General features: G+C 61.3%; 14 protein-coding genes and 2 pseudogenes. 8 read left to right on the top strand and 8 right to left on the bottom strand.

The features are described from left to right. Nucleotides 1-3: 3 nt before the first annotated feature. From BM300_RS01945 to BM300_RS31595, 4 genes and pseudogenes are all read left to right on the top strand, one after another. Nucleotides 4-1,176 carry an ABC transporter substrate-binding protein gene (locus tag BM300_RS01945; protein WP_092221654.1) on the top strand — a complete coding sequence of 391 codons (1,173 nt, stop codon included), beginning with the start codon at nt 4-6 and terminating at the stop codon, nt 1,174-1,176. A 31-nt stretch (nt 1,177-1,207) separates the two neighbouring features. Beyond that, nucleotides 1,208-3,520, top strand: a pseudogene (locus BM300_RS31605) (ATP-binding protein); the annotation flags it as partial. A 51-nt stretch (nt 3,521-3,571) separates the two neighbouring features. Continuing rightward, nucleotides 3,572-4,066: pseudogene (locus tag BM300_RS31600) on the top strand (response regulator transcription factor); the annotation flags it as partial. Beyond that, nucleotides 4,067-4,927 (top strand): sensor histidine kinase, encoded by an 861-nt coding sequence (locus tag BM300_RS31595; protein WP_371914647.1) that lies wholly within the window; start codon nt 4,067-4,069, stop codon nt 4,925-4,927. 25 nt (nt 4,928-4,952) lie between these two features. On the opposite strand, the gene BM300_RS01935 is transcribed toward BM300_RS31595, so the two are convergent. Then, a complete protein-coding gene (locus tag BM300_RS01935) occupies nt 4,953-5,462 on the bottom strand; it encodes an Lrp/AsnC family transcriptional regulator (RefSeq protein ID WP_063321819.1) in 510 nt (169 codons plus the stop codon). 199 nt (nt 5,463-5,661) lie between these two features. On the opposite strand from BM300_RS01935, the gene BM300_RS01930 reads away from it, so the two are divergent. The 4 genes from BM300_RS01930 (at nt 5,662) to mdeB (ending at nt 10,423) form a co-directional block, all read left to right on the top strand. Further along, nucleotides 5,662-6,678 (top strand): 1-aminocyclopropane-1-carboxylate deaminase, encoded by a 1,017-nt coding sequence (locus BM300_RS01930; protein ID WP_072405082.1) that lies wholly within the window; start codon nt 5,662-5,664, stop codon nt 6,676-6,678. A 124-nt stretch (nt 6,679-6,802) separates the two neighbouring features. Then, nucleotides 6,803-7,261, top strand: coding sequence for a transketolase (locus BM300_RS01925; RefSeq protein WP_092221658.1), 459 nt, complete (start codon nt 6,803-6,805; stop codon nt 7,259-7,261). 46 nt (nt 7,262-7,307) lie between these two features. Further along, on the top strand, nt 7,308-7,730 hold the full coding sequence (locus BM300_RS01920) for a hypothetical protein (RefSeq protein ID WP_092142425.1): 423 nt from the start codon (nt 7,308-7,310) through the stop codon (nt 7,728-7,730). Then, a complete protein-coding gene (gene mdeB / locus BM300_RS01915; protein WP_092461849.1) occupies nt 7,727-10,423 on the top strand; it encodes an alpha-ketoglutarate dehydrogenase in 2,697 nt (898 codons plus the stop codon). Before BM300_RS01920 ends, mdeB begins: the two co-directional genes overlap by 4 nt. A 375-nt stretch (nt 10,424-10,798) precedes the next feature. Here mdeB and BM300_RS01910 read toward each other — a convergent pair whose 3' ends face one another. From BM300_RS01910 to BM300_RS01880, 7 genes are all read right to left on the bottom strand, one after another. Next, a complete protein-coding gene (locus tag BM300_RS01910) occupies nt 10,799-11,953 on the bottom strand; it encodes a M20 family metallopeptidase (RefSeq protein ID WP_092461847.1) in 1,155 nt (384 codons plus the stop codon). Beyond that, nucleotides 11,950-13,374, bottom strand: coding sequence for a M20 family metallopeptidase (locus tag BM300_RS01905; protein WP_092461845.1), 1,425 nt, complete (start codon nt 13,372-13,374; stop codon nt 11,950-11,952). The genes BM300_RS01910 and BM300_RS01905 overlap by 4 nt, the downstream gene beginning before the upstream one ends. Then, nucleotides 13,371-14,360 (bottom strand): ABC transporter ATP-binding protein, encoded by a 990-nt coding sequence (locus BM300_RS01900; RefSeq protein WP_092461843.1) that lies wholly within the window; start codon nt 14,358-14,360, stop codon nt 13,371-13,373. The genes BM300_RS01905 and BM300_RS01900 overlap by 4 nt, the downstream gene beginning before the upstream one ends. After that, nucleotides 14,357-15,373: an ABC transporter ATP-binding protein gene (locus BM300_RS01895; RefSeq protein ID WP_092221666.1), complete on the bottom strand. Its 1,017-nt coding sequence runs from the start codon at nt 15,371-15,373 to the stop codon at nt 14,357-14,359. The genes BM300_RS01900 and BM300_RS01895 overlap by 4 nt, the downstream gene beginning before the upstream one ends. Nucleotides 15,374-15,404: 31 nt before the next feature. Further along, nucleotides 15,405-16,307, bottom strand: coding sequence for an ABC transporter permease (locus BM300_RS01890; RefSeq protein ID WP_092344584.1), 903 nt, complete (start codon nt 16,305-16,307; stop codon nt 15,405-15,407). A gap of 9 nt (nt 16,308-16,316) precedes the next feature. Next, nucleotides 16,317-17,234 carry an ABC transporter permease gene (locus BM300_RS01885; RefSeq protein ID WP_092461841.1) on the bottom strand — a complete coding sequence of 306 codons (918 nt, stop codon included), beginning with the start codon at nt 17,232-17,234 and terminating at the stop codon, nt 16,317-16,319. A gap of 102 nt (nt 17,235-17,336) precedes the next feature. After that, entirely contained in the window at nt 17,337-18,857 is a 1,521-nt protein-coding gene (locus BM300_RS01880; protein ID WP_092142400.1) for an ABC transporter substrate-binding protein, read from the bottom strand. Between the last annotated feature and the right edge of the window lie 161 nt (nt 18,858-19,018).

Below are 19,018 nucleotides of genomic sequence, written 5' to 3'. Positions count from 1 at the left end.
TGTATGTGTCTGGTTCTTCATGCCTGGTTCTATTACCTGAATGGTCGAATGCGCAGTCTGGTAACGCGTGTCCATCGGCGTATTTCGAACACTCACCAAATCTTCTGGCGCTTGGCCGGCTTCGTGACTGGGCTGGCGCTGGTTGCTGTCAATCCAGCCCACGCTGCCGACGGTGGCATCGCCGGCGGCCCTACCGCGAGCTATAGCATTGCCTTCAGCAACTCCTACGCGGGCAGCGATTTCCGCAAGGTGATGGTGCGCAACTGGCAGGAGATTGCGGTCCAGGCGCAAAAGGATGGCTTGATCCGCGAGGCTCCGGTGGTCAGTGCCAATAACTCGGCCTCGGAACAAGCGGCCCATATCCAGGACATGATCGTCAAGGGTGCCAACGCCATCGTCATCCTGGCCGCGTCCGACACGGCTCTCAACGGCGTGATCCGCGATGCTTGCAACGCTGGCATCGTGGTGGTCGTCATGGCCAGCCTGGTCACCGAACCCTGCGTCTATACCGTGGACTACAACTGGTCCGCCATGGGGCGCGTGGAAATGGACTATATCGCCGGGCGCCTCAAGGGGAACGGAACGCTGCTGGAGATTCGCGGCATTGCCGGCGATGCCACCGATAAAAACATCAGCGACGGCATCCGCAAGGCCGCTAGCGACTATCCGGGCCTGAAGTTCGCCAAGACGGTATACGGGAACTGGACGGCTTCTGTCGCACGCAAGGAGGTGGCGTTGGCGCTGCCGTCGCTGCCCAGTATTGATGCCGTCGCGACTCAGGGGGGCGACGGTTATGGCGCGGCCATGGCGTTCAAGGCGGCGGGACGCCCTTTGCCAATCATCGTGATGGGGAACCGTCAGGACGAACTCGCCCTGTGGAAACAGGAGCGCGATGCCAATGGCTACGAGACCGTCTCTGTCTCCGCTTCCCCGAGCGTCTCCCAGGTGGGTTTCTGGGTGGCCCAGCAGATTCTGGCGGGCAAGCAGGTGCCGAAGTTCGTCGAAGTGCCGCTGGTGCGTATCGATGGGAAAGACCTGGACGCCTGGCTCGCCACGATGCCGGTGGGCGGCGCCGCCAATCCTTCCTATGACCAGGCTTCCGTTGCGGCGATGATTGACGCGGCCATCAGCAATACGGCGCCGCCGACGCCTTTGCCGGAGGTGACGAAGCAGTAGTGGCAGGCGTGGAGCGGGGAGGCGAGGCGCCATGTTGACATTCAAATCCTCCACAGACAGGCCCATCGCCGTCAGGATTGGCCTGGCGGTCGCCGCGCTGGTGTTCCTGATGCTGGTGGTATCGCTGGTGAACCTCTATGGCCTGCGAGGCATGGTGCGTGCGGTGGATTCCGCCAGCCATTCCGCGGAAATTCTGGCCTCGGTCAACGGGGCCACCGGGCGGGTGGAAAACTTCATCGCCACCCGCGACCAGGAAAGCCTGTCCCAGGCCGAAGGTATGGTGGCGACGGCTATCGCCGGCCTCACCGCCATTCCGGTGGCCGAGGCGCAATCGCTCAAAGGCAGTCTGGAAAGACTCGCCGCGGCAATCGCCGCCTTGCGGGCGGCGACCCTGACCATGGATGGCGAAACGGAGAACATGACAGCCCACTACGGGCGGATGCGAGAGGCGACGATCCTCGTCGAACAGGGCATCGCTGATGGGATGAAGGGGCTTGAGTCCCGCACCGCTGCGCACGAGGCGCGGGTGAGCAACATCGAAAGCGCCCATCGCATCCTGGATATCCTGCGCAACGGCGAACGGATCATCACCGCCAACGTGGCCAGGATGCTGGTGACTGGTGACGGGACGGCTGCCACCGCGGCACGGAACGCCAGCGCGGCACTCCGCCCCGTGGTCGAACAATTGCGCGAGTTGATGGGGGCACCGCAGGAGAGAGAGGCCCTGGACCAGTTGGCCACGGCGCTCGACGCTGCCAGCGTGGCTGTCGAGCATCTTGGCGAGGCGCCCAAGCTCCGGGGAGGCGAGGCTTTGCGGCATCTCGCCGCCGCCGGGGATGCGGCCGAGCGCCTCGAGACAATGTTGGAGGAAGTGGAAGGGCATGTTGACCATGACGCCAGCGACATTCAGGCAGCAACCGGTTTACTGCGAAATGCCGCCGCGTTGTCCAAGCGTTTCGCCGAGCGTGTGGCCACCCTGGAGGCGCAGACCTTGTCGTTTCGCCTGTCACCGTCGGCCGAGGTCGCTGGCTCTGTCGGCCACATCCTGGACGAGCTCTCCCGGCTCGCTCGGGTTCTCCCTGCGTCTGTGGGGTTGCAAGCCAAGACGGCGCCCTTGACAGTCAGCGAACAGATCGCCGGCTACCGGGCGGCGTTCGCCAGGTTCCATCAGGCGAGCAATGCCTTGGGCGACGCGCGCGACCAGGTTCGCAACGAGGCACGCAGCGCCGGACTGTTAGTAGCGCGCTTCGCTGGTCAAGCGCGCTCCGACGCCTTGGTCCACAATGATCGCGGCATGCTTGCGACGATCGTTGCGGGTACCGTCGCCATCCTGCTGGCCGGCGCCATCGCCTGGAGCACATCGCGATTTGTCGCGCAGCCCATCGTGGCCCTGGCCTCGGTCATGCGCCGGCTGGCGGCTGGCGACCTGAACGCCGAGATCGCCAGCGCCGAACGCGGCGACGAGATTGGCATCATGACCCGCGCCGTACGGGTGTTCCAGGAGAATGCCCTGCGCATCCGGGTGTTGGAGGCCGAGGCCGAAGCCGAACGACAGCAAGTCCAGGCCTCTTTGGAGAGAATGGTCGCTGAACGGACCGACGCGCTGCACCACCAGACCGAGGTGCTGGAGGCGCAGGCCATCGAACTCATTCAGGCGCGCAACCAGGCCGAGACGGCTAACCAGGCAAAGAGCGATTTCGTGGCCACGGTCAGCCACGAACTGCGCACCCCCCTGACCCTCATTCTCGCTCCGTTGGAGCAACTCAGGGCGGCGACCACCCCGCCGGCGGACTGGCATGTGCAAGTCGACCGCGCCCAACGCAACGCGCTGCGCTTGATGAACCGAGTGAACGACATCCTCGATTTCTCCAAGGCCGAAGCGGGCAAGTTCGAGTTGTGTCCGATGCCCGTGGACTTGAACAAGACAGTGGGTGTGCTGGCCGAGGATGCCGCCATGGTGGCTGAGGGCAAAGGCTGCACCTTGACCTGCAGTATCGATCCCGCGCTCGGCACGGTGTTCCTGGACCCCCGGCACTTCGAGAAGATTCTCCTCAACCTGGTGAGCAATGCCATCAAGTTCACGCCCGCTGGCGGCACCGTGCACGTGGCAGTGACCGCGATTGATGGCGAGCGATTCGAGCTCGCGGTGCAAGACTCGGGGATTGGCATTGCGCCTGACAAACTGCCGTTGCTGTTCCAGCGTTTTTCCCAGATCGACAATTCCGCCACGCGCCATTACAGCGGCACCGGCATCGGTCTCGCCCTGGTCAAGGATCTGGTCAAATTGATGGGGGGCGAAGTCGGCGTCAATAGCGAGCCCGGACGGGGTTCGTGCTTCTTTGTTCGACTCCCGCTGGGGGCCGAGCAAGACACTGTACCGGGCGAAACCAGCCATATGCACGAGCGATCGTCACTGAGCACAGCAAGCACAACCGAGCAGCGCCACCTGCATTTCGACGACGGCCGCCATGGCAGTCGCAATGACCGGGCGCCGATGGAAGACGCGGTCGAGCAGCACTCGGAACACGCCTTGCGATCCAAAGTGCTCGTGGTAGACGACAGCCCGGAAATGCTTAGCTATCTGCGCGAGCTGTTGTGCGACGACTACAGCGTCGCCACCGCAACTGATGGGGAGCAGGCCTGGGCACTCCTGCAGCGTCGGCCCATCGATGTCGTGGTCTCGGATGTGATGATGCCAAAGCTCGACGGCTTTGGCTTGACGGCCAGAATCAAGGCCAGCGCCGGTTTCGCCCATTTGCCCGTGATCCTGGTGACCGCCCGCGGCGGTAGCGAGGCTTGCGTCTCCGGGCTGGAGAGTGGCGCCGATGACTATATCGCCAAACCCTTCTCGCCGCTGGAGCTCAAGGCTCGCGTACGCGCGGCGCTACGAATGGGCCAGGTGCAAACCGAACTGAATGCTAAATCTCGTCAGGCGGGCATGGCCGAAATCGCCACGACTGTGCTGCACAACGTCGGCAACGTCCTCAACAGCGTGAACGTATCGGCAGAACTGGTCAGCAGCCAGATGCGCACCTCCAAAGCCCAGGGGCTGGGCAAGGTGGCTCAACTGCTGAGCGAACACGTCCATGACCTGAGCGATTTTCTCACCAGGGACCACAAAGGGAAGATGCTGCCCGACTACCTGCTCAGGTTGGCGAAAGTGGTGACGGAGGAGCAACAGGGCATCATCGAAGAACTTGGGCAACTCACCAAGGGCATTGACCACATCAAAACCATTGTCGCTGCCCAGCAGTCCTATGCCGTCGCCGTCAGTATTGTCGAGACAGTGCCGGTCGCAGAGTTAATCGACGATGCCTTGCGCATGAGTGCTGGATTACTGGCGCGCCAGGAGGTGACGATGGTCAAGAACATTGCCGACTTGCCCCTGCTGGCGCTGGATCGGCACCGGGTGCTGCTGATTCTGGTGAACCTGATCGGCAATGCCAAGCAGGCGTTGGACGGCGTGATCGATCGCAGCCCATGCGTCACGTTCAGCGTGTCCCTCGTTGAAGGGTCAGTATTGCGTATCACGGTGGCCGACAACGGCAATGGGATTGCGCCTGAGCACCTGAAGCGTATTTTTACCCATGGCTTCACGACGCGCAAAGACGGTCACGGTTTTGGCCTGCACAGCTGCGCGCTGGCCGCGCAGGAAATGGGTGGCAGCTTGACCGTGCACAGCGACGGGGTTGGACAGGGCGCAACCTTTACCCTCGATATTCCTCTTGATGCTTCGCTGAGTAAGCAATGAAGACCTGCCCGGACTGACTGGCGCCTCAAAGGGGAATGTGGGTGGTCGACAAGACCTGGCGCAACCCCATGAACGAGCGAATCTGGCGAACCCCGGGCAGGTAAAGTAGTTGCTCCGCGTGGAGCCGGTTGAAGCTGTTGCTGTCCTTGGTTCGTATCAACATGAAGTAGTCGAACTCCCCGGTCACCACATGGCATTCCATGCAGCCGGACACTTTTTGCGCGGCCGCCTCGAATGCGGCGAAGGACTCCGGTGTGGAACGGTCCAGCACCACGCCGATCAAGACCACCATCCCCGCATCCAGCGCTTCATTGTCCAGCAGTGCGACGATGTGCTTGATCAGGCCGGCTTGCTTGAGGCGTTCGACGCGTCGCAGGCAGGCTGGCGCGCTCAGTTTGACCTTCTCTGCCAGCGCCACATTGGAGATGGAGGCATCTCGCTGCAGGGCCTTGAGAATGGCGCGGTCGGTTCGATCCAGCGGCTGCGGCGTCGAGGCTGTTTCGGTCGGCTTCTTGCGAGTGTTTATTGCGCTCATATGTATTTCTACGCAGTAAAAGTATGTTTGATGGTTTTTTCTGAAAATTATGTTTCTTTAGTTGCTAATAATTTGCAATACATATTTTTCGATTTCTTCTTAGTATTGAACTCATCGAAGCCCCCGTGGAAGAGCCTGGAATGCAGCCCTTTGCTTCTCGGCCTGGCGCTTGGATATTCAATAATCGAGGAGCAGAGTCATGAACCTGAATCGTTTTAAACGTTATCCGTTGACCTTCGGTCCTTCTCCCATCACGCCCTTGAAGCGTCTCAGTGAACACCTGGGTGGCAAGGTCGAGCTGTATGCCAAGCGTGAAGATTGCAACAGTGGCCTGGCTTTCGGAGGGAACAAGACCCGCAAGCTCGAGTACCTGATTCCCGAAGCGATCGAGCAAGGCTGCGATACGCTGGTCTCCATCGGCGGCATCCAGTCGAACCAGACCCGCCAGGTCGCTGCCGTCGCTGCCCACTTGGGCATGAAGTGCGTGCTGGTGCAGGAAAACTGGGTGAACTATTCCGACGCGGTGTATGACCGGGTGGGCAACATCGAGATGTCGCGCATCATGGGGGCTGACGTTCGACTGGACGCGGCAGGTTTCGATATTGGTATCCGGCCAAGTTGGGAAAAGGCCATGAGCGATGTCGTGGAGCAGGGTGGCAAGCCGTTCCCGATCCCGGCGGGTTGTTCCGAGCATCCCTATGGCGGCCTCGGGTTCGTCGGCTTTGCCGAGGAAGTGCGCGAGCAGGAAAAACAACTGGGGTTCAAGTTCGACTACATCGTGGTCTGTTCCGTGACCGGCAGTACCCAGGCCGGCATGGTCGTCGGTTTCGCCGCGGACGGCCGTTCGAAGAAGGTGATCGGCATCGACGCTTCGGCCAAGCCAGAGAAAACCAAGGCCCAGATTCTGCGTATCGCCCGGCATACCGCAGAACTGGTGGAGTTGGGCCGCGAAATTACCGAAGAGGACGTGGTGCTCGATACGCGGTTTGCCTATCCGGAATACGGTTTGCCTAACGACGGCACGCTGGAGGCGATTCGCCTGTGCGGCAGCCTGGAAGGTGTGCTGACCGATCCGGTGTACGAAGGAAAATCCATGCACGGGATGATTGAAATGGTCCGCCGTGGCGAGTTCCCCGAAGGCTCGAAAGTGCTTTACGCGCACTTGGGCGGGGCGCCGGCGCTGAATGCCTACAGCTTCCTGTTCCGCAACGGCTGATTCACGCCATTGACCTGTAGGCGAGCGCTTGCTCACGAGGCGGTGGCTTAGTCGGCATCAATGTTGAATGTCAGGATCGCCGCTCGGAGCAAGCCGCTGCAACCCAACCGCCGGGAGTACCGCCATGCATGGGATATCGCAATCCGCAGTCTGGATCAAGGAGCCTTCGGCGGATGCCGGAGTGGTCATCGTGACCAGCGCCGCGTTACCCAAATACATGATCGACAAGCTGCACGTGACGATAGATGACTGGGACCAGGTGGCTTATCTGGCCGTCACGCAATCCGAGGCGTTGTTGGTCGACTGGTTGCGGGTCGGGTCCAGTCCGGAGCCGTCTACCGGGGGCGACGCGTGTTATGCCCGCCAACTGTTGCGCTGCGTCCCACACGGCAGCTTTTTACTGGAAGTCGGCACGGTGCCTGGCCTGACCTGGCTGGGATCCGTCTGCGGCCATCCGCTGCGCGTCCTCGAACTGGGAACGATAGCCTCATCCACTGCGGCGATGGATCGACAGGTGGAAGAAGTGTTATCGGCGACCCGGAGCCTGGCCAAAAGCGTGCTGCAGGCGCGTGGCGTCATTTAACCCAGTCCTCGTCAATTCGCCAGTTGAAACCAGAAAGGCAACGCTTATGAGCCGAACCGCCGAGGGTCGTATCCATGCAATGAAGTGGATGCGCGAGCCTTCCAGTTGTACGCGTATCGTGGTCATCGTGAGCGGACTCGATAGCGACCATATCGCTTTGATCCATCAGGGGTTCAGCTGTTTTGACAATGTTGCGCTGATCCATGTCGATACGGTGAATACCGTGAATGGCAAGCTGGTTGGCGTGCAAGTGGCCAAGAGTGACTACTGTTTTGTGGTGCTCGGTGAACTGGATGAGCGCTTCTTGCACGACCTTTCCATTGATCAGCCATGCCTCTATCCGGTCGCACCGGACGAGGCGGGCGAACGCTCCGTCATTGCGGCGGTAGAACAGGTAAAACGCCTCGCCCGAGTGAGCCACTCGCGCCACCTTGAAGCGATACCCGACACCAGCAGGAGTTGCCTATGAACCTGTCCAATCCCCATGCCCAGTGGCCGGCCCGGGCTGTCGAGGATGAAGAAATGGCCGAGTGGCGTGAGGCCTTGCTGTCGGTCGCCGCCCACGGCGGCACGGGCCGGGCCAAACAGATCCTCGACATGCTGCTGGCCGTGGCAAGCACTTCGGACATCGGCTGGCGACCCAGCCATGGTACCCCTTACATCAATACCATCAGCGTTGAGCAGCAACCGGCGTTTCCCGGGGATCTGGCCATGGAGGAGCGTCTGGCATCGATCATGCGCTGGAATGCCCTGGCGATGGTTGCCCGGGCCAATCACGCCTATGGCGAATTGGGCGGACACATCGCCAGTTATGCCAGTGCGGCGGATTTGTTTGAAGTGGGCTTCAATCACTTCTTCAAGGCGCGCACCCCAACCGGCGGCGGTGATCTGGTGTTCTACCAACCTCACTCGGCGCCAGGCGTCTATGCCCGGGCTTTCCTCGAGGGACGCCTGGAAGAAAAGGATCTGCAGTACTATCGACAAGAGATCGGCGCACGCGCCAATGGCGCCCGGGGGTTGTCGAGTTATCCGCATCCCTGGTTGATGCCGGACTTCTGGCAGTTCCCGACGGGCTCCATGGGGATCGGTCCGATCAGCTCGATCTACCAGGCGCGTTTCATGCGGTACCTGGAGCACCGCGGCCTGCAAAAGACCTCGGGGCGCACCGTCTGGGGCGTGTTTGGGGACGGTGAAATGGATGAGCCGGAAAGCATGTCGGCGCTGACCCTGGCGGCGCGCGAAGGGCTGGATAACCTGGTCTGGGTGGTCAATTGCAACCTGCAGCGCCTGGACGGCCCGGTGCGTGGCAACGGCCGCATCATCGACGAGCTCGAGGCGTTGTTCGGCGGTGCGGGCTGGAACGTGATCAAGCTGGTCTGGGGTTCCGACTGGGACAGATTGTTTGCCCGAGATAAGGACGGCGTGTTGGTCCGGGCCTTGTCGGCCACGGTCGATGGCCAGTTCCAGACGTTCGCGGCCAAGGATGGGCGCTTCAACCGTGAGCATTTCTTCGGCCAGGACGAAGCCCTGGCGCATTTGGCCGAAGGCCTGACCGACGAACAGATCGACCGCCTCAAGCGCGGTGGTCATGACCTGGTGAAGATCTTTGCCGCGTATCAAAGCGCAATGCTCGAGGGCAAGAAACCGACGGTCATCCTGGCCCAGACCAAGAAGGGCTTCGGCATGGGTGACGCCGGGCAGGGCAAGATGACCGTGCACCAGCAGAAGAAACTCAACAGCGAGGCGTTGATCGCGTTCCGCAACCGTTTCAACCTGCCATTGACCGATGAGCAGGCCACCTCGCTGAGCTTCTTCAAGCCGAGCGACGACAGCGCGGAAATGCGCTACTTGCATGCACGGCGCCGGGCATTGGGCGGTTACCTGCCTGCGCGATCTTCGACCTGCGAGTCATTGGCCGTGCCTGACGTAAACAGCTACGCCGGGTTTGCCATCGCCGCCCAAGGCAAGGAAATGTCCACCACCATGGCCTTCGTGCGGATGCTCAGCGGCTTGCTCCGGGACAAGCAACTGGGGCCGCGCATCGTACCGATCGTGGCGGATGAAGCGCGTACGTTCGGCATGGCCAGCCTGTTCAAGCAGATCGGCATCTACTCCAGCGTGGGGCAGCGTTATGAGCCGGAAGACATCGGTTCGATCCTCAGTTATCGGGAAGCCTTGGACGGGCAGATTCTCGAAGAGGGCATCAGCGAGGCGGGGGCGATCAGTTCCTGGGTGGCAGCGGCGACCAGCTATTCGGTGCATGGCTTGCCGATGCTGCCGTTCTACATCTACTACTCGATGTTCGGCTTCCAGCGCATCGGCGACCTGATCTGGGCGGCGGCGGATCAACGGGCTCGTGGTTTTCTGCTGGGCGCTACCGCGGGGCGGACAACCCTGGGGGGCGAAGGCTTGCAGCACCAGGACGGTAACAGTCACGTGATGGCGTCGATGGTGCCCAACTGTCGCGCCTATGATCCCGCGTTCGCGGGTGAATTCGCGGTGATCCTGGATCACGGCATGCGCCAGATGCTGGAACGCCAGGTGGACGAGTTTTACTACGTTACCCTGATGAACGAGAACTACCCGCAGCCCAACCTTCCTGAAGGTGTCGAACAGGCCATTATCCAGGGCATGTACCTGTTTGCCCGGCATGAAGTCGAGGATGCGCGTGGACGTGTCCGGTTGTTGGGTTCCGGCGCCATCCTGCGCGAAGTGATGGCCGCCGCCGAGTTGCTGGCGAGCGATTGGGGGATCGCCAGCCAGGTCTGGAGCGTGACCAGCTTCACCGAGTTGGCCCGGGATGCGCGTGAAGTGGAGCGCTGGAATCGACTGCATCCCGGGCAACCCGCCAGATGCAGTCATGTTCAGGAATGCCTCCACGACTCGACGCCCATCATTGCCTGTACCGACTACGTGCGCGCCTTGCCCCAGTTGATCGCCAGTTATCTCGATGGCCATTACACCGTACTCGGCACCGACGGGTTTGGCCGCAGCGATACCCGCAGCCAACTGCGCAGGTTCTTCGAAGTGGACCGCCACCAGATCGTCCTGAGTGCGCTGACCTCCCTGGTGCATGAGGGGCGTCTGGACGCCTGTGTTTGTGCCGAGGCCATTGAACGCTACGCCATTGACGTTGACGCCGTGGCCCCTTGGGACGCTTGAGGCCGGCTTCATCCTGTTGGAACGAAGAAGGTGGTTCAGTCACAGGGATGTCGGGCTTGCTGGCCTCATCGCGAGCGAGCTCGCTCCCACAGGTTTTTGTGTCGTGTGCGGATGCTGTGAACACCCGCGAATCCATGTGGGAGCGAGCTTGCTCGCGATAGCGGTGGTTCAGTCACAGGGATGTCGGGCTTGCTGGCCTCATCGCGAGCAAGCTCGCTCCCACAGGTTTTTGTGTCGTGTGCGGATGCTGTGAACACCCGCGAATTCATGTGGGAGCGAGCTTGCTCGCGATGGCGATGGTTCAGCTACATAGAGGTTGGACGTGTGTCCTGCTCTTGTTCTTGCTTTGGACTTTGATCTCGACGCCACCTTATCTCAACTGCTCTCGCCAACAGCCAGGATGGTCGCCACCAATGCTTGGGCGCGAGGCACCAGCGTGTCCAGCTCCAGGTATTCACGATCGGTGTGGACCTTGCCCCCCACCGGCCCGAGGCCACACAGGGTTGGGATGCCCAGGCTGGCGGTGAATCCGGAGTCGGCACAACCGCCGGTGAACTCGCCTTCGACGCTGAAACCCAGCGCCAGGGCTTTTTGTTGGTAGATGTGCAGCAATCGTTCGCTGTAACGGGCCTCCATCGGCAGAAAGGTGGTCGCTTCCTTGAGGATGGCGTGGGTGCCGATCAGTTCTTCTTCGGCGACGATGGCCAGGATTGCGGTAAGGATTTGATCCCAGTGCTTGAGTTCGATGAAGCGCACGTCCAGCCGCGCGCAGGCGCTAGGCGCGACGGTGTTGCTGGACGTGCCTCCGGATATCAGGCCAACGTTAGTGGTGATGCCTGCCGAGTAATCGGTCAAGGCATGGAGCTTGACGATCTTGCGTGCCAGGGCCTCGATGGCGCTGGCGCCGTCGGCATGATTGACCCCGGCATGCGCCGCGCGCCCGCTGACTTCGATGATCAGCGTGGCGCCGCCTTTGCGGGCGCTGACCACGTTGCCGCTGGCCCGACCGGGTTCGGTATTGAGCACGGCGCGGGCGGCACGGGCGGCGTTTTCGATATGGGTTCTGGCGCTGCCGGAGCCGATTTCTTCGTCACCGGTGTACAGGACCTGCACCGGATAGGGCAACGAACCGGCGCGCTTGAGTGCCTTGAGGGCGAAGCAATTGAGCACCAGGCCGCCTTTCATGTCGGCGACACCGGGGCCATAGGCGAGGTTGGCGTCGCGGCTGTAGCCGCGCGTCGTGGTGGTGCCTTTGGGGAACACCGTGTCGCGATGGCCCAGCAACAGCACTGGCTTGCCAGGTTCGCCTGGCACTTCGGCGAGTAGCACGTCGCCAAAACCCTCGACCGGCATGCGCTTGAGCAGGATGCCGTCGGCTTCCAGTTCAGCCGCGAGCAGCGCGCCCACGGCGTCGACGCCGGCCTTGTCGTAGCTGTTGGAGTCGGTATCGACGATGCGCTGCAGCAGCGCTTCCATGGCTGGGCGCTGGTCAGCCAGCCAGTCCAGCGCCTGTTGTGCAGTGGCACTCATTGCGCCTGCTCCCGCAACTGATGTTCCTGGGTCAGGCGTGCTGCGTCGTTGCCCAAGTCCCAGAACAGCCCGGCCATGATTTGCAGGCTTTCCTTGACCACCGGTGCCAGCAAGTGCTCGTTCGGCGCATGTTGCGAGCAGGCCGGGTACGAGTGTGGCACCCACAAGGTTGGCAGGCCGAGCACGTCGGCGAACACATCGTTGGGCAGCGAGCCACCGAGGTTTGGCAGCAGTGCAGGTTTTTTGCCGGTGGTCTGTGCCAAGGAGCTGAGCGCCCAATTGACCCATGGGCTTTGCGGGTCCAGCCGAGTGGCATGCATCACGTCGATGCGGCTTTGCTTGACCTCGACATTGCTGAAACCATGGGCATCCAGGTGGGCACGCACCGCCGGGATAAAGGTCGTGTAGTCGCTGTTCACCACGAAACGGATATGGCAGTGGGCATTGGCCTTGCCGGGGATCGCATGCACGGGGGCGTCCGGGTTGCCGGTCTTGAAGGCGATGACATCGAGGGTGTTCCAGCCGAACACTTTTTCGCTCAGGGATAGCTCCGGGTTACCCCAGTTGGCGTCGATGTCCGGATCGCCCGGTCCGCCACCGACGTCAATATCGGCCAGTGCCTGGCGAACCGGCTCAGGCAGTGATTCAGGCATCAGGCCCGCCACTTTCACCCGACCGTGTTCATCGACCATGCTCGCGATGGCATTGGCCAGGATGATGCCTGGGTTGGCCAGCAATCCGCCCCAGTTGCCGGAGTGATGAGCGCCTTCGCGCAGATTGACCACCAGCTCGAAGTTGAACACTCCGCGTGAACCGAGAAAAATCGTCGGTCGTGAGGCCGCCAGGCGCGGGCCGTCCGAGGCGATGAAAACATCCGCGGCGAGCTCTTTACTATGGGCGGCACAGAATGCATTCAAGCCCGGCGAGCCTTCTTCTTCGCCCATTTCCAGCAGCAGTTTGACGTTGAAACCCAGCTTGCCGTCGCGAGCCTTGAGCGTTTGCTCCAGCGCGGTCAGGTTGATCAGGTGCTGGCCTTTGTTATCCGCCGTGCCGCGGCCGTACCAGCGATCGCCTTCGGCAATGACTTGCCACGGCGACAGGCCTTCACGCCATTGCGCGTCATAGCCGCGTACCACATCACCGTGACCATAGCTGAGCACGGTCGGCAGTTCCGGATGTTCAATGCGCGTGGCGATCATGAAGGGGCCGCGCTCTGCCACTGGGTTGTCATAGATCTTGACGCTGAAGCCCATCGCCTCGACATGCGGGGTAATGAAGTCATGGAGGTAGCGATACAACTCGGGCCGGCTGTCCGTTGCCTGGCTTTCGGTGTGCAAGGCGACGCTGCGTTCGAGCAGGTTGAAAAATGCGCCGTTATCGAATTGCTCGGTGGTGTTGCTGATGGCCAGTGAACGACTCATGAGTGGACAAGCTCCAGTGTTTGGGCGGGACTGTCGTGGAGGTGGCAACGCACGTTGCCGCCGATAATCGGATCATTGGCCGGGTAGGCCGTTTTGCAGGGAGCCAAGCAGCTCGGGCAGCGTGGATGGAAGGCGCAACCGGAGGGCGGTGACATCGGATTGGGAAAGGTGCCGTGCAGGCCGATTTCGGGAATGCCCAGGCGCGGATCGGGCGTGAGCACCGAATCCAGCAAGGCGCGGGTGTAGGGATGGCCGGGTTTGGCGAACAACGATTCGCGCGTACGTTCTTCGACGATGCGCCCCAGGTACATCACCGCTACCCGGTCGGCGAGGTGTTCGATGACCGCCAGGTTATGGCTGATCAGTAGATAAGTCAGGCCGAATTCGCGCTTGAGGTCTTGCAGCAGGTTGAGAATCTGCGCCTGCACCGAAACGTCCAGTGCCGAGGTGGGTTCGTCGCAGATCAACACGTCAGGGCGCATGATCAACGCTCGGGCAATGGCCACCCGTTGCCGCTGGCCGCCGGACAGTTGGCTCGGATAGCTGTCGATGACCCGTTTGGGCAGGCCGACCACATCAAGCATCTCTTCAGTCTTCTTGCGCCGTTCGGCCGGGCTGCCGATGTCATGCACGATCAGCGGCAGGGTAATGATTTCGCGCAGTGTCTTGCGTGGGTTCAGCGAGGAATACGGGTCCTGGAATATCGGCTGGATGTGCCGGGACATTGCCTTGCGATCCGTCGCTGCCAGATGTTTGCCATTGATCAGCACATCGCCGCTGGTTGGCGCCAACAGACCGAGCAATAGCTTTGCCAGGGTACTTTTCCCGCAACCGGACTCGCCTACCAGGCCGAGGGTCTCGCCACGCATCAGGCGCAGGGAAACGCCATCCACGGCTTTCAGGGTAGCGGCGGGTTTGAAAAAGCCCTTGTTGATCCGAAACTCGCGACGGATGTCGCACAGCTCCAAGGCAATGTCTTTTTTCATGACCGAGCCCTCTCTTGAAGGCGAATCGGCGCCGGGGCCGGTGCGGCGAACAGGCAGCGCGCCATGTGGCCGTCCTGTTCGATTTCGGGGATGTCTTGCGCGCAGGCCGTTATCGCCTGGGCGCAACGATTGCGGAACGCACAACCTTGCTGTTCGCCCACCAGGCTCGGTACCAGCCCTGGAATCGAACCCAGGGCCTCACCCGGTTTGGTCCGGCCAGGGATTGGGATACTGGCCAGCAGACCACGGGTGTACGGATGCTGCGGATTCTCGAACAGTTGCAGGGCCGGGGCGGTTTCGACGATTTCCCCGGCATACATCACTGCGACCCGATCGGCGATCCGTGCCACCAGCCCAAGGTCGTGGGTGATGAAAATCACCGCCAGGCCGAACTCTTTCTGAATGTCGCGGATCAAGCGCAGGATCTGCGCCTGGATGGTCACGTCTAGGGCCGTGGTGGGTTCATCAGCGATGATCAGGTCCGGCTCGCACATCAACGCCATGGCGATGATCACCCGCTGGCGCAAACCGCCAGACAGTTGATGCGGGTACTGGCGCAAGCGTTCGGTGGCATTGCTGATACCGACTTTCTCCAGCATCTGCGCGGCGCGCGCCAGGGCATCCTTGCGCGACACCTTGCGATGCTGGGTCAGTACTTCGCTGAGCTGATCGCCAATGCTGTAGGCCGGGTTCAGCGAGGTCATCGGTTCCTGGAAGATCATCGCCAGACGGTTGCCGCGCAGGTCGCACATGCGCCGCTCGCTCTGGCCGAGCATGTCGATGCCGTCCAGCGTCAGCCGGGACGCGGTGCGTCTGGCCTTGCGTGGCAACAGGTCCATCAGCGCCAGCGAGGTCAGGGATTTACCGCAGCCGGATTCGCCGACGATACACAGCATTTCACCGCGCTCGACTTCAAAATCCAGACCGCGCACGGCATGCAGCATGTCATCCGGCGTCGGGCTGTTGCCCATGGGGATGTCCACGCGCAGGTTTTCAACATGGAGTAGTGCCATGTCCGGTACCCTCTATTAGTAAGGCCGTCTATCAGTTGCGGCCGTCGGGCAGGATCAGATCGCGCAGGCCATCGCCGACCAGATTGATGCCCAGCACCAGTATCATCAGGGCGACGCCGGGAATGGCGATGACCCACGGGGAAAAGAACATGTAGGGTTTGCCTTCAGCGATCATCAAACCCCAGGACGGCGTCGGCGGTTGCACGCCAACCCCGAGGAACGACAGGGCCGACTCCAGCAGGATCGCGTGGGCCATTTCCAGCGTCGCGACGACGATCAGCGCGCCGACCAGATTGGGCAGGATTTCACTGACCAGAATGCGCAGGGTCGAGCAGCCAAGCGCCTGGGCCGAGGCCACATATTCAGCATCGCGAATCTGTTGCACCGAAGCCCTGACCACCACCGCGAAGCGATCCCATAACAGGCAGCCGAGCAGCACGATGACCACTTTCAGCGAGCCGCCCATCAAGGAGGCCGAGGCCAGCGCGACCATCACCACCGGCATCGCCAGCCGGGTGGTGATCAGGTAGCTGATAAATGCATCGACCTTGCCGCCGTAGTAACCCGCCAACAGCCCCATGACGGTGCCGATAAAGCCGGAAATCAGCGCCGCCGCGATGCCGATGAACAGCGAAATCCGTGCGCCGTAGAGCAAGCGCGACAGGTAATCACGGCCCAGCTTGTCGGTGCCGAGGATGTATTCCCAGGTGCCGTTGGCCATCCACACCGGCGGTTTCATGCGCAGCATCACGTCTTGCGCATAAGGGTCGTAAGGTGCCAGCCACGGGGCGAAGAGTGCACCGGCGAAGATGATCAGCAACAACACCGCGCCGATGGCGAAACCACGATGACGAAAGCTCTTGCCAAGGACTCGGCTCAGGCTGCTCGGGGGTGGCAGGTAGTCATTGATCGCGAGGGTCGTGGGGGTGCTCATGTAAGCCTCCTAGCGCTCGCGGATGCGCGGGTCGAGCAGTGCGTTGAGCACATCGGCCAGCAGGGTGAGGATGATGTAGATCACCGCAATCAGCAGGACCACGGCCTGTACCACCGGAAAGTCGTCACGGGCGATGGCGTCCCAGGCGAGTTGTCCGATGCCTTGCAGGGAGAACACGGTTTCGATCACCACTGAACCGCCGAGCATGAAACCGAACTCCACCGCCGCCAGGGCGACGACCGGAATCAAGGCGTTGCGCAGTGCGTGCTTGAACAACACGCGGGCAGGGCGCAGGCCCTTGGCGCGGGCGGTGCGGATGTAATCGGAATTGAGCACATCAAGCATGCCGGCGCGGGTCAGGCGCATGATGGCCGGCGTCGCGTAGTAGCCCAAGGCAATGGCCGGCATGACGAAGTGCAGCAGGGTCGAATTGCCGGACACCGGCAGCCACTTGAGCGTCACCGCGAACACCACGATCAACATCAGCGCGAACCAGAAACTTGGCATCGCCTGGCCCAGCACCGCGATGCTCAAGGCCAGTCGGTCGATCCAGGTGTCGCGCTTGACCGCGGCCAGCACCCCCAGTGGGATTGCCACCAGCAAGGCGATGCCCAGCGCAAGGGCACCTAACCCGAGGGTAATCGGCAAGCGGCTGACGACGAGGTTGTAGACCGATTCCTGAAAGAAAAAAGAGTTACCCAGGTCCAGCCGCAGCAAATCGCCCAGCCAGTTGAAGTACTGGGTCGGTAGCGGTTTGTTCAAGCCGTATTGCACGCGGATCTGTTCGATCTGTTCGCTGGTGGCTTCCGGTCCGCCAATGGCCGTGGCCAGGTCGCCGGACAGGTGCAACAGAGAAAAGCTGATCACCGACACGGTAATGGCCACGCAAATAGCAATGCCCAGCCGGCGCAGAAGGAATCCAAGCATGGCAAGTTTCCTCGTATCCAATGGATGACATGTCAGGTGGTGTCCGTGGTGCGGGTTGGTCCGCAAGCCACGGCACCTCTCGATCAATCCGCTGGGTGCGGATTATTTCCAACTGGACTGAACGAAACGCGGCAGCTCGTCCGGGTACGGCGTGAACGCGAGGTCGGCGGTGTAGGCGTAGTTCATCGAGTAGTTGAACATCGGCGCCCAGTACGCCTGTTCGCTGATGCGCTGCAGCGCCTTGCGGTAGTTCTCCTTGCGCACTTGCGGGTCGAGGGCGTTATCGGCGGTCTGCAGCCAGCCCTGGACTTGCGGATCCTTGATGTTGTCGTCCGGATTGCCCTTGAACCAGGTGCCGGCCGACGCCGAGGTGTCGAGGATCGAGAACGAGCCCCAGGCCTGAAACGACATGGGCACCTTGCCGCCACGCTGCTGATCGCGCAGGGCGGCGTACTTCAAGAAGCGCAGCTTGGCGTTGATGCCCACGGCGCGCAGGTTGCCGATGATGGCTTCGACGTAATCACGGTCGCGATAAGCGAAGATTTCGGTCTCGAAGCCATTGGGGTAACCGGCTTCGGCAAGCAGCGCCTTGGCCTTGGCCGGGTCATAGTCGTAGACCGTGGCCGCGGTGGTATCGCAGCCGAACTGGCCTGGATAACAGGCCACCTGCAAGGGCTTGGCTTCGCCACCGACCAATTGCGTGGCCAGCGCATTGCGGTTGATCGCATGGTTGATGGCCTGACGCACCTTGAGGTTTTTCATGGGCGAGTTTTCAGTGGAGGTGCCCCGGGCATCCAGAATCAGGAAACCGATGCGCATGGTTTCGCCGCTGGTCACGGTCAGGCTCTGCATACCTTTAAGGTCGACTGCCTGATCCGGGGTCACGCGCCAAGTCCAGTCGACACCGTCGGTCATCAACTCGGCCAGGCGGGTTTCCGCATCCGGGATCACCCGGAACTTGAGGTGGCCGATATGGGGCTTGCCTTGTGGGCTGTCCGGAAAGTAGTCCTTGTTGATCTCCATCGTCACGCCTTCGCCAGCCACCACCGACACGGCTTTGTACGGCCCGGTACCGATTGGCTTGCGACTGAATTCGGCCAGGCCGACCTTCTCGAAATACTGCTTGGGGAACATCGGAACGGCGTTGGACAGGTATTCCAGGGCCGGAGGGAAAGGCTTCTTCAAATACAGGCGGACGCTGTAGTCACCGGTTTTTTCGGCGCTCTTGATCCAGTCGACGTTTTGCACGGTCACGACTTTCGCTTCGGGCGACACCACGTAGTTGAGGGTGAACACCACGTCGTCGGCGGTGAAGGCGTCGCCGTTGTGAAATTTGACGCCTTTACGCAGCTCAAAATCGATGGTGGTGTCGTCGACCTGTTTCCAGCCAGTGGCCAACATGGGTTGGTATTGGCCGCTTTTGGGGTCGCGGTAGATCAGGTTGTCCCAGATCAGCCGCCCGAGAATCACGCCTTCGCGTAGATCGTTGTGATAGGGGCTGATGTTTTCAGGCTCACTGTCGGAAGCGTAAACCAGGGTGTCGTTGGCTTTACCGGCATGAGCCGGAAAACTGCTGATGAAGCCCATCAGCGCAATAGTGCAGGCGAAACCTTTGATGCCCATGCCGTCGTCTCCGTTGGCGAGAGTGGTTGAATCAAAGGGCAGCGAATCGCAAAAGCGGAAAGGGGGTAAAAAGATCAGGCTGTATTTTTTTTGATCTGGACACGAATGTAGGGAAAGGCTATCAATGCCACAAGAATAATATTTCGATACTTCCTTTGCCG

The sequence above is a fragment of the Pseudomonas sp. NFACC46-3 genome (genome assembly GCF_900114515.1).
Classification (GTDB): domain Bacteria; phylum Pseudomonadota; class Gammaproteobacteria; order Pseudomonadales; family Pseudomonadaceae; genus Aquipseudomonas; species Aquipseudomonas fluorescens_Q.
This window is presented reverse-complemented; position numbering and strand designations above follow the sequence as displayed.

What these genes read in the sequence shown, in the direction of transcription:
- BM300_RS01945 (WP_092221654.1), top strand. Translation starts at nt 4, where the DNA reads ATGTGTCTGGTTCTTCATGCCTGGTTCTATTACCTGAATGGTCGAATG.
- BM300_RS31595 (WP_371914647.1), top strand. Translation starts at nt 4,067, where the DNA reads ATGGGCCAGGTGCAAACCGAACTGAATGCTAAATCTCGTCAGGCGGGC.
- BM300_RS01935 (WP_063321819.1), bottom strand. Translation starts at nt 5,462, where the DNA reads ATGAGCGCAATAAACACTCGCAAGAAGCCGACCGAAACAGCCTCGACG.
- BM300_RS01930 (WP_072405082.1), top strand. Translation starts at nt 5,662, where the DNA reads ATGAACCTGAATCGTTTTAAACGTTATCCGTTGACCTTCGGTCCTTCT.
- BM300_RS01925 (WP_092221658.1), top strand. Translation starts at nt 6,803, where the DNA reads ATGCATGGGATATCGCAATCCGCAGTCTGGATCAAGGAGCCTTCGGCG.
- BM300_RS01920 (WP_092142425.1), top strand. Translation starts at nt 7,308, where the DNA reads ATGAGCCGAACCGCCGAGGGTCGTATCCATGCAATGAAGTGGATGCGC.
- mdeB (WP_092461849.1), top strand. Translation starts at nt 7,727, where the DNA reads ATGAACCTGTCCAATCCCCATGCCCAGTGGCCGGCCCGGGCTGTCGAG.
- BM300_RS01910 (WP_092461847.1), bottom strand. Translation starts at nt 11,953, where the DNA reads ATGAGTGCCACTGCACAACAGGCGCTGGACTGGCTGGCTGACCAGCGC.
- BM300_RS01905 (WP_092461845.1), bottom strand. Translation starts at nt 13,374, where the DNA reads ATGAGTCGTTCACTGGCCATCAGCAACACCACCGAGCAATTCGATAAC.
- BM300_RS01900 (WP_092461843.1), bottom strand. Translation starts at nt 14,360, where the DNA reads ATGAAAAAAGACATTGCCTTGGAGCTGTGCGACATCCGTCGCGAGTTT.
- BM300_RS01895 (WP_092221666.1), bottom strand. Translation starts at nt 15,373, where the DNA reads ATGGCACTACTCCATGTTGAAAACCTGCGCGTGGACATCCCCATGGGC.
- BM300_RS01890 (WP_092344584.1), bottom strand. Translation starts at nt 16,307, where the DNA reads ATGAGCACCCCCACGACCCTCGCGATCAATGACTACCTGCCACCCCCG.
- BM300_RS01885 (WP_092461841.1), bottom strand. Translation starts at nt 17,234, where the DNA reads ATGCTTGGATTCCTTCTGCGCCGGCTGGGCATTGCTATTTGCGTGGCC.
- BM300_RS01880 (WP_092142400.1), bottom strand. Translation starts at nt 18,857, where the DNA reads ATGGGCATCAAAGGTTTCGCCTGCACTATTGCGCTGATGGGCTTCATC.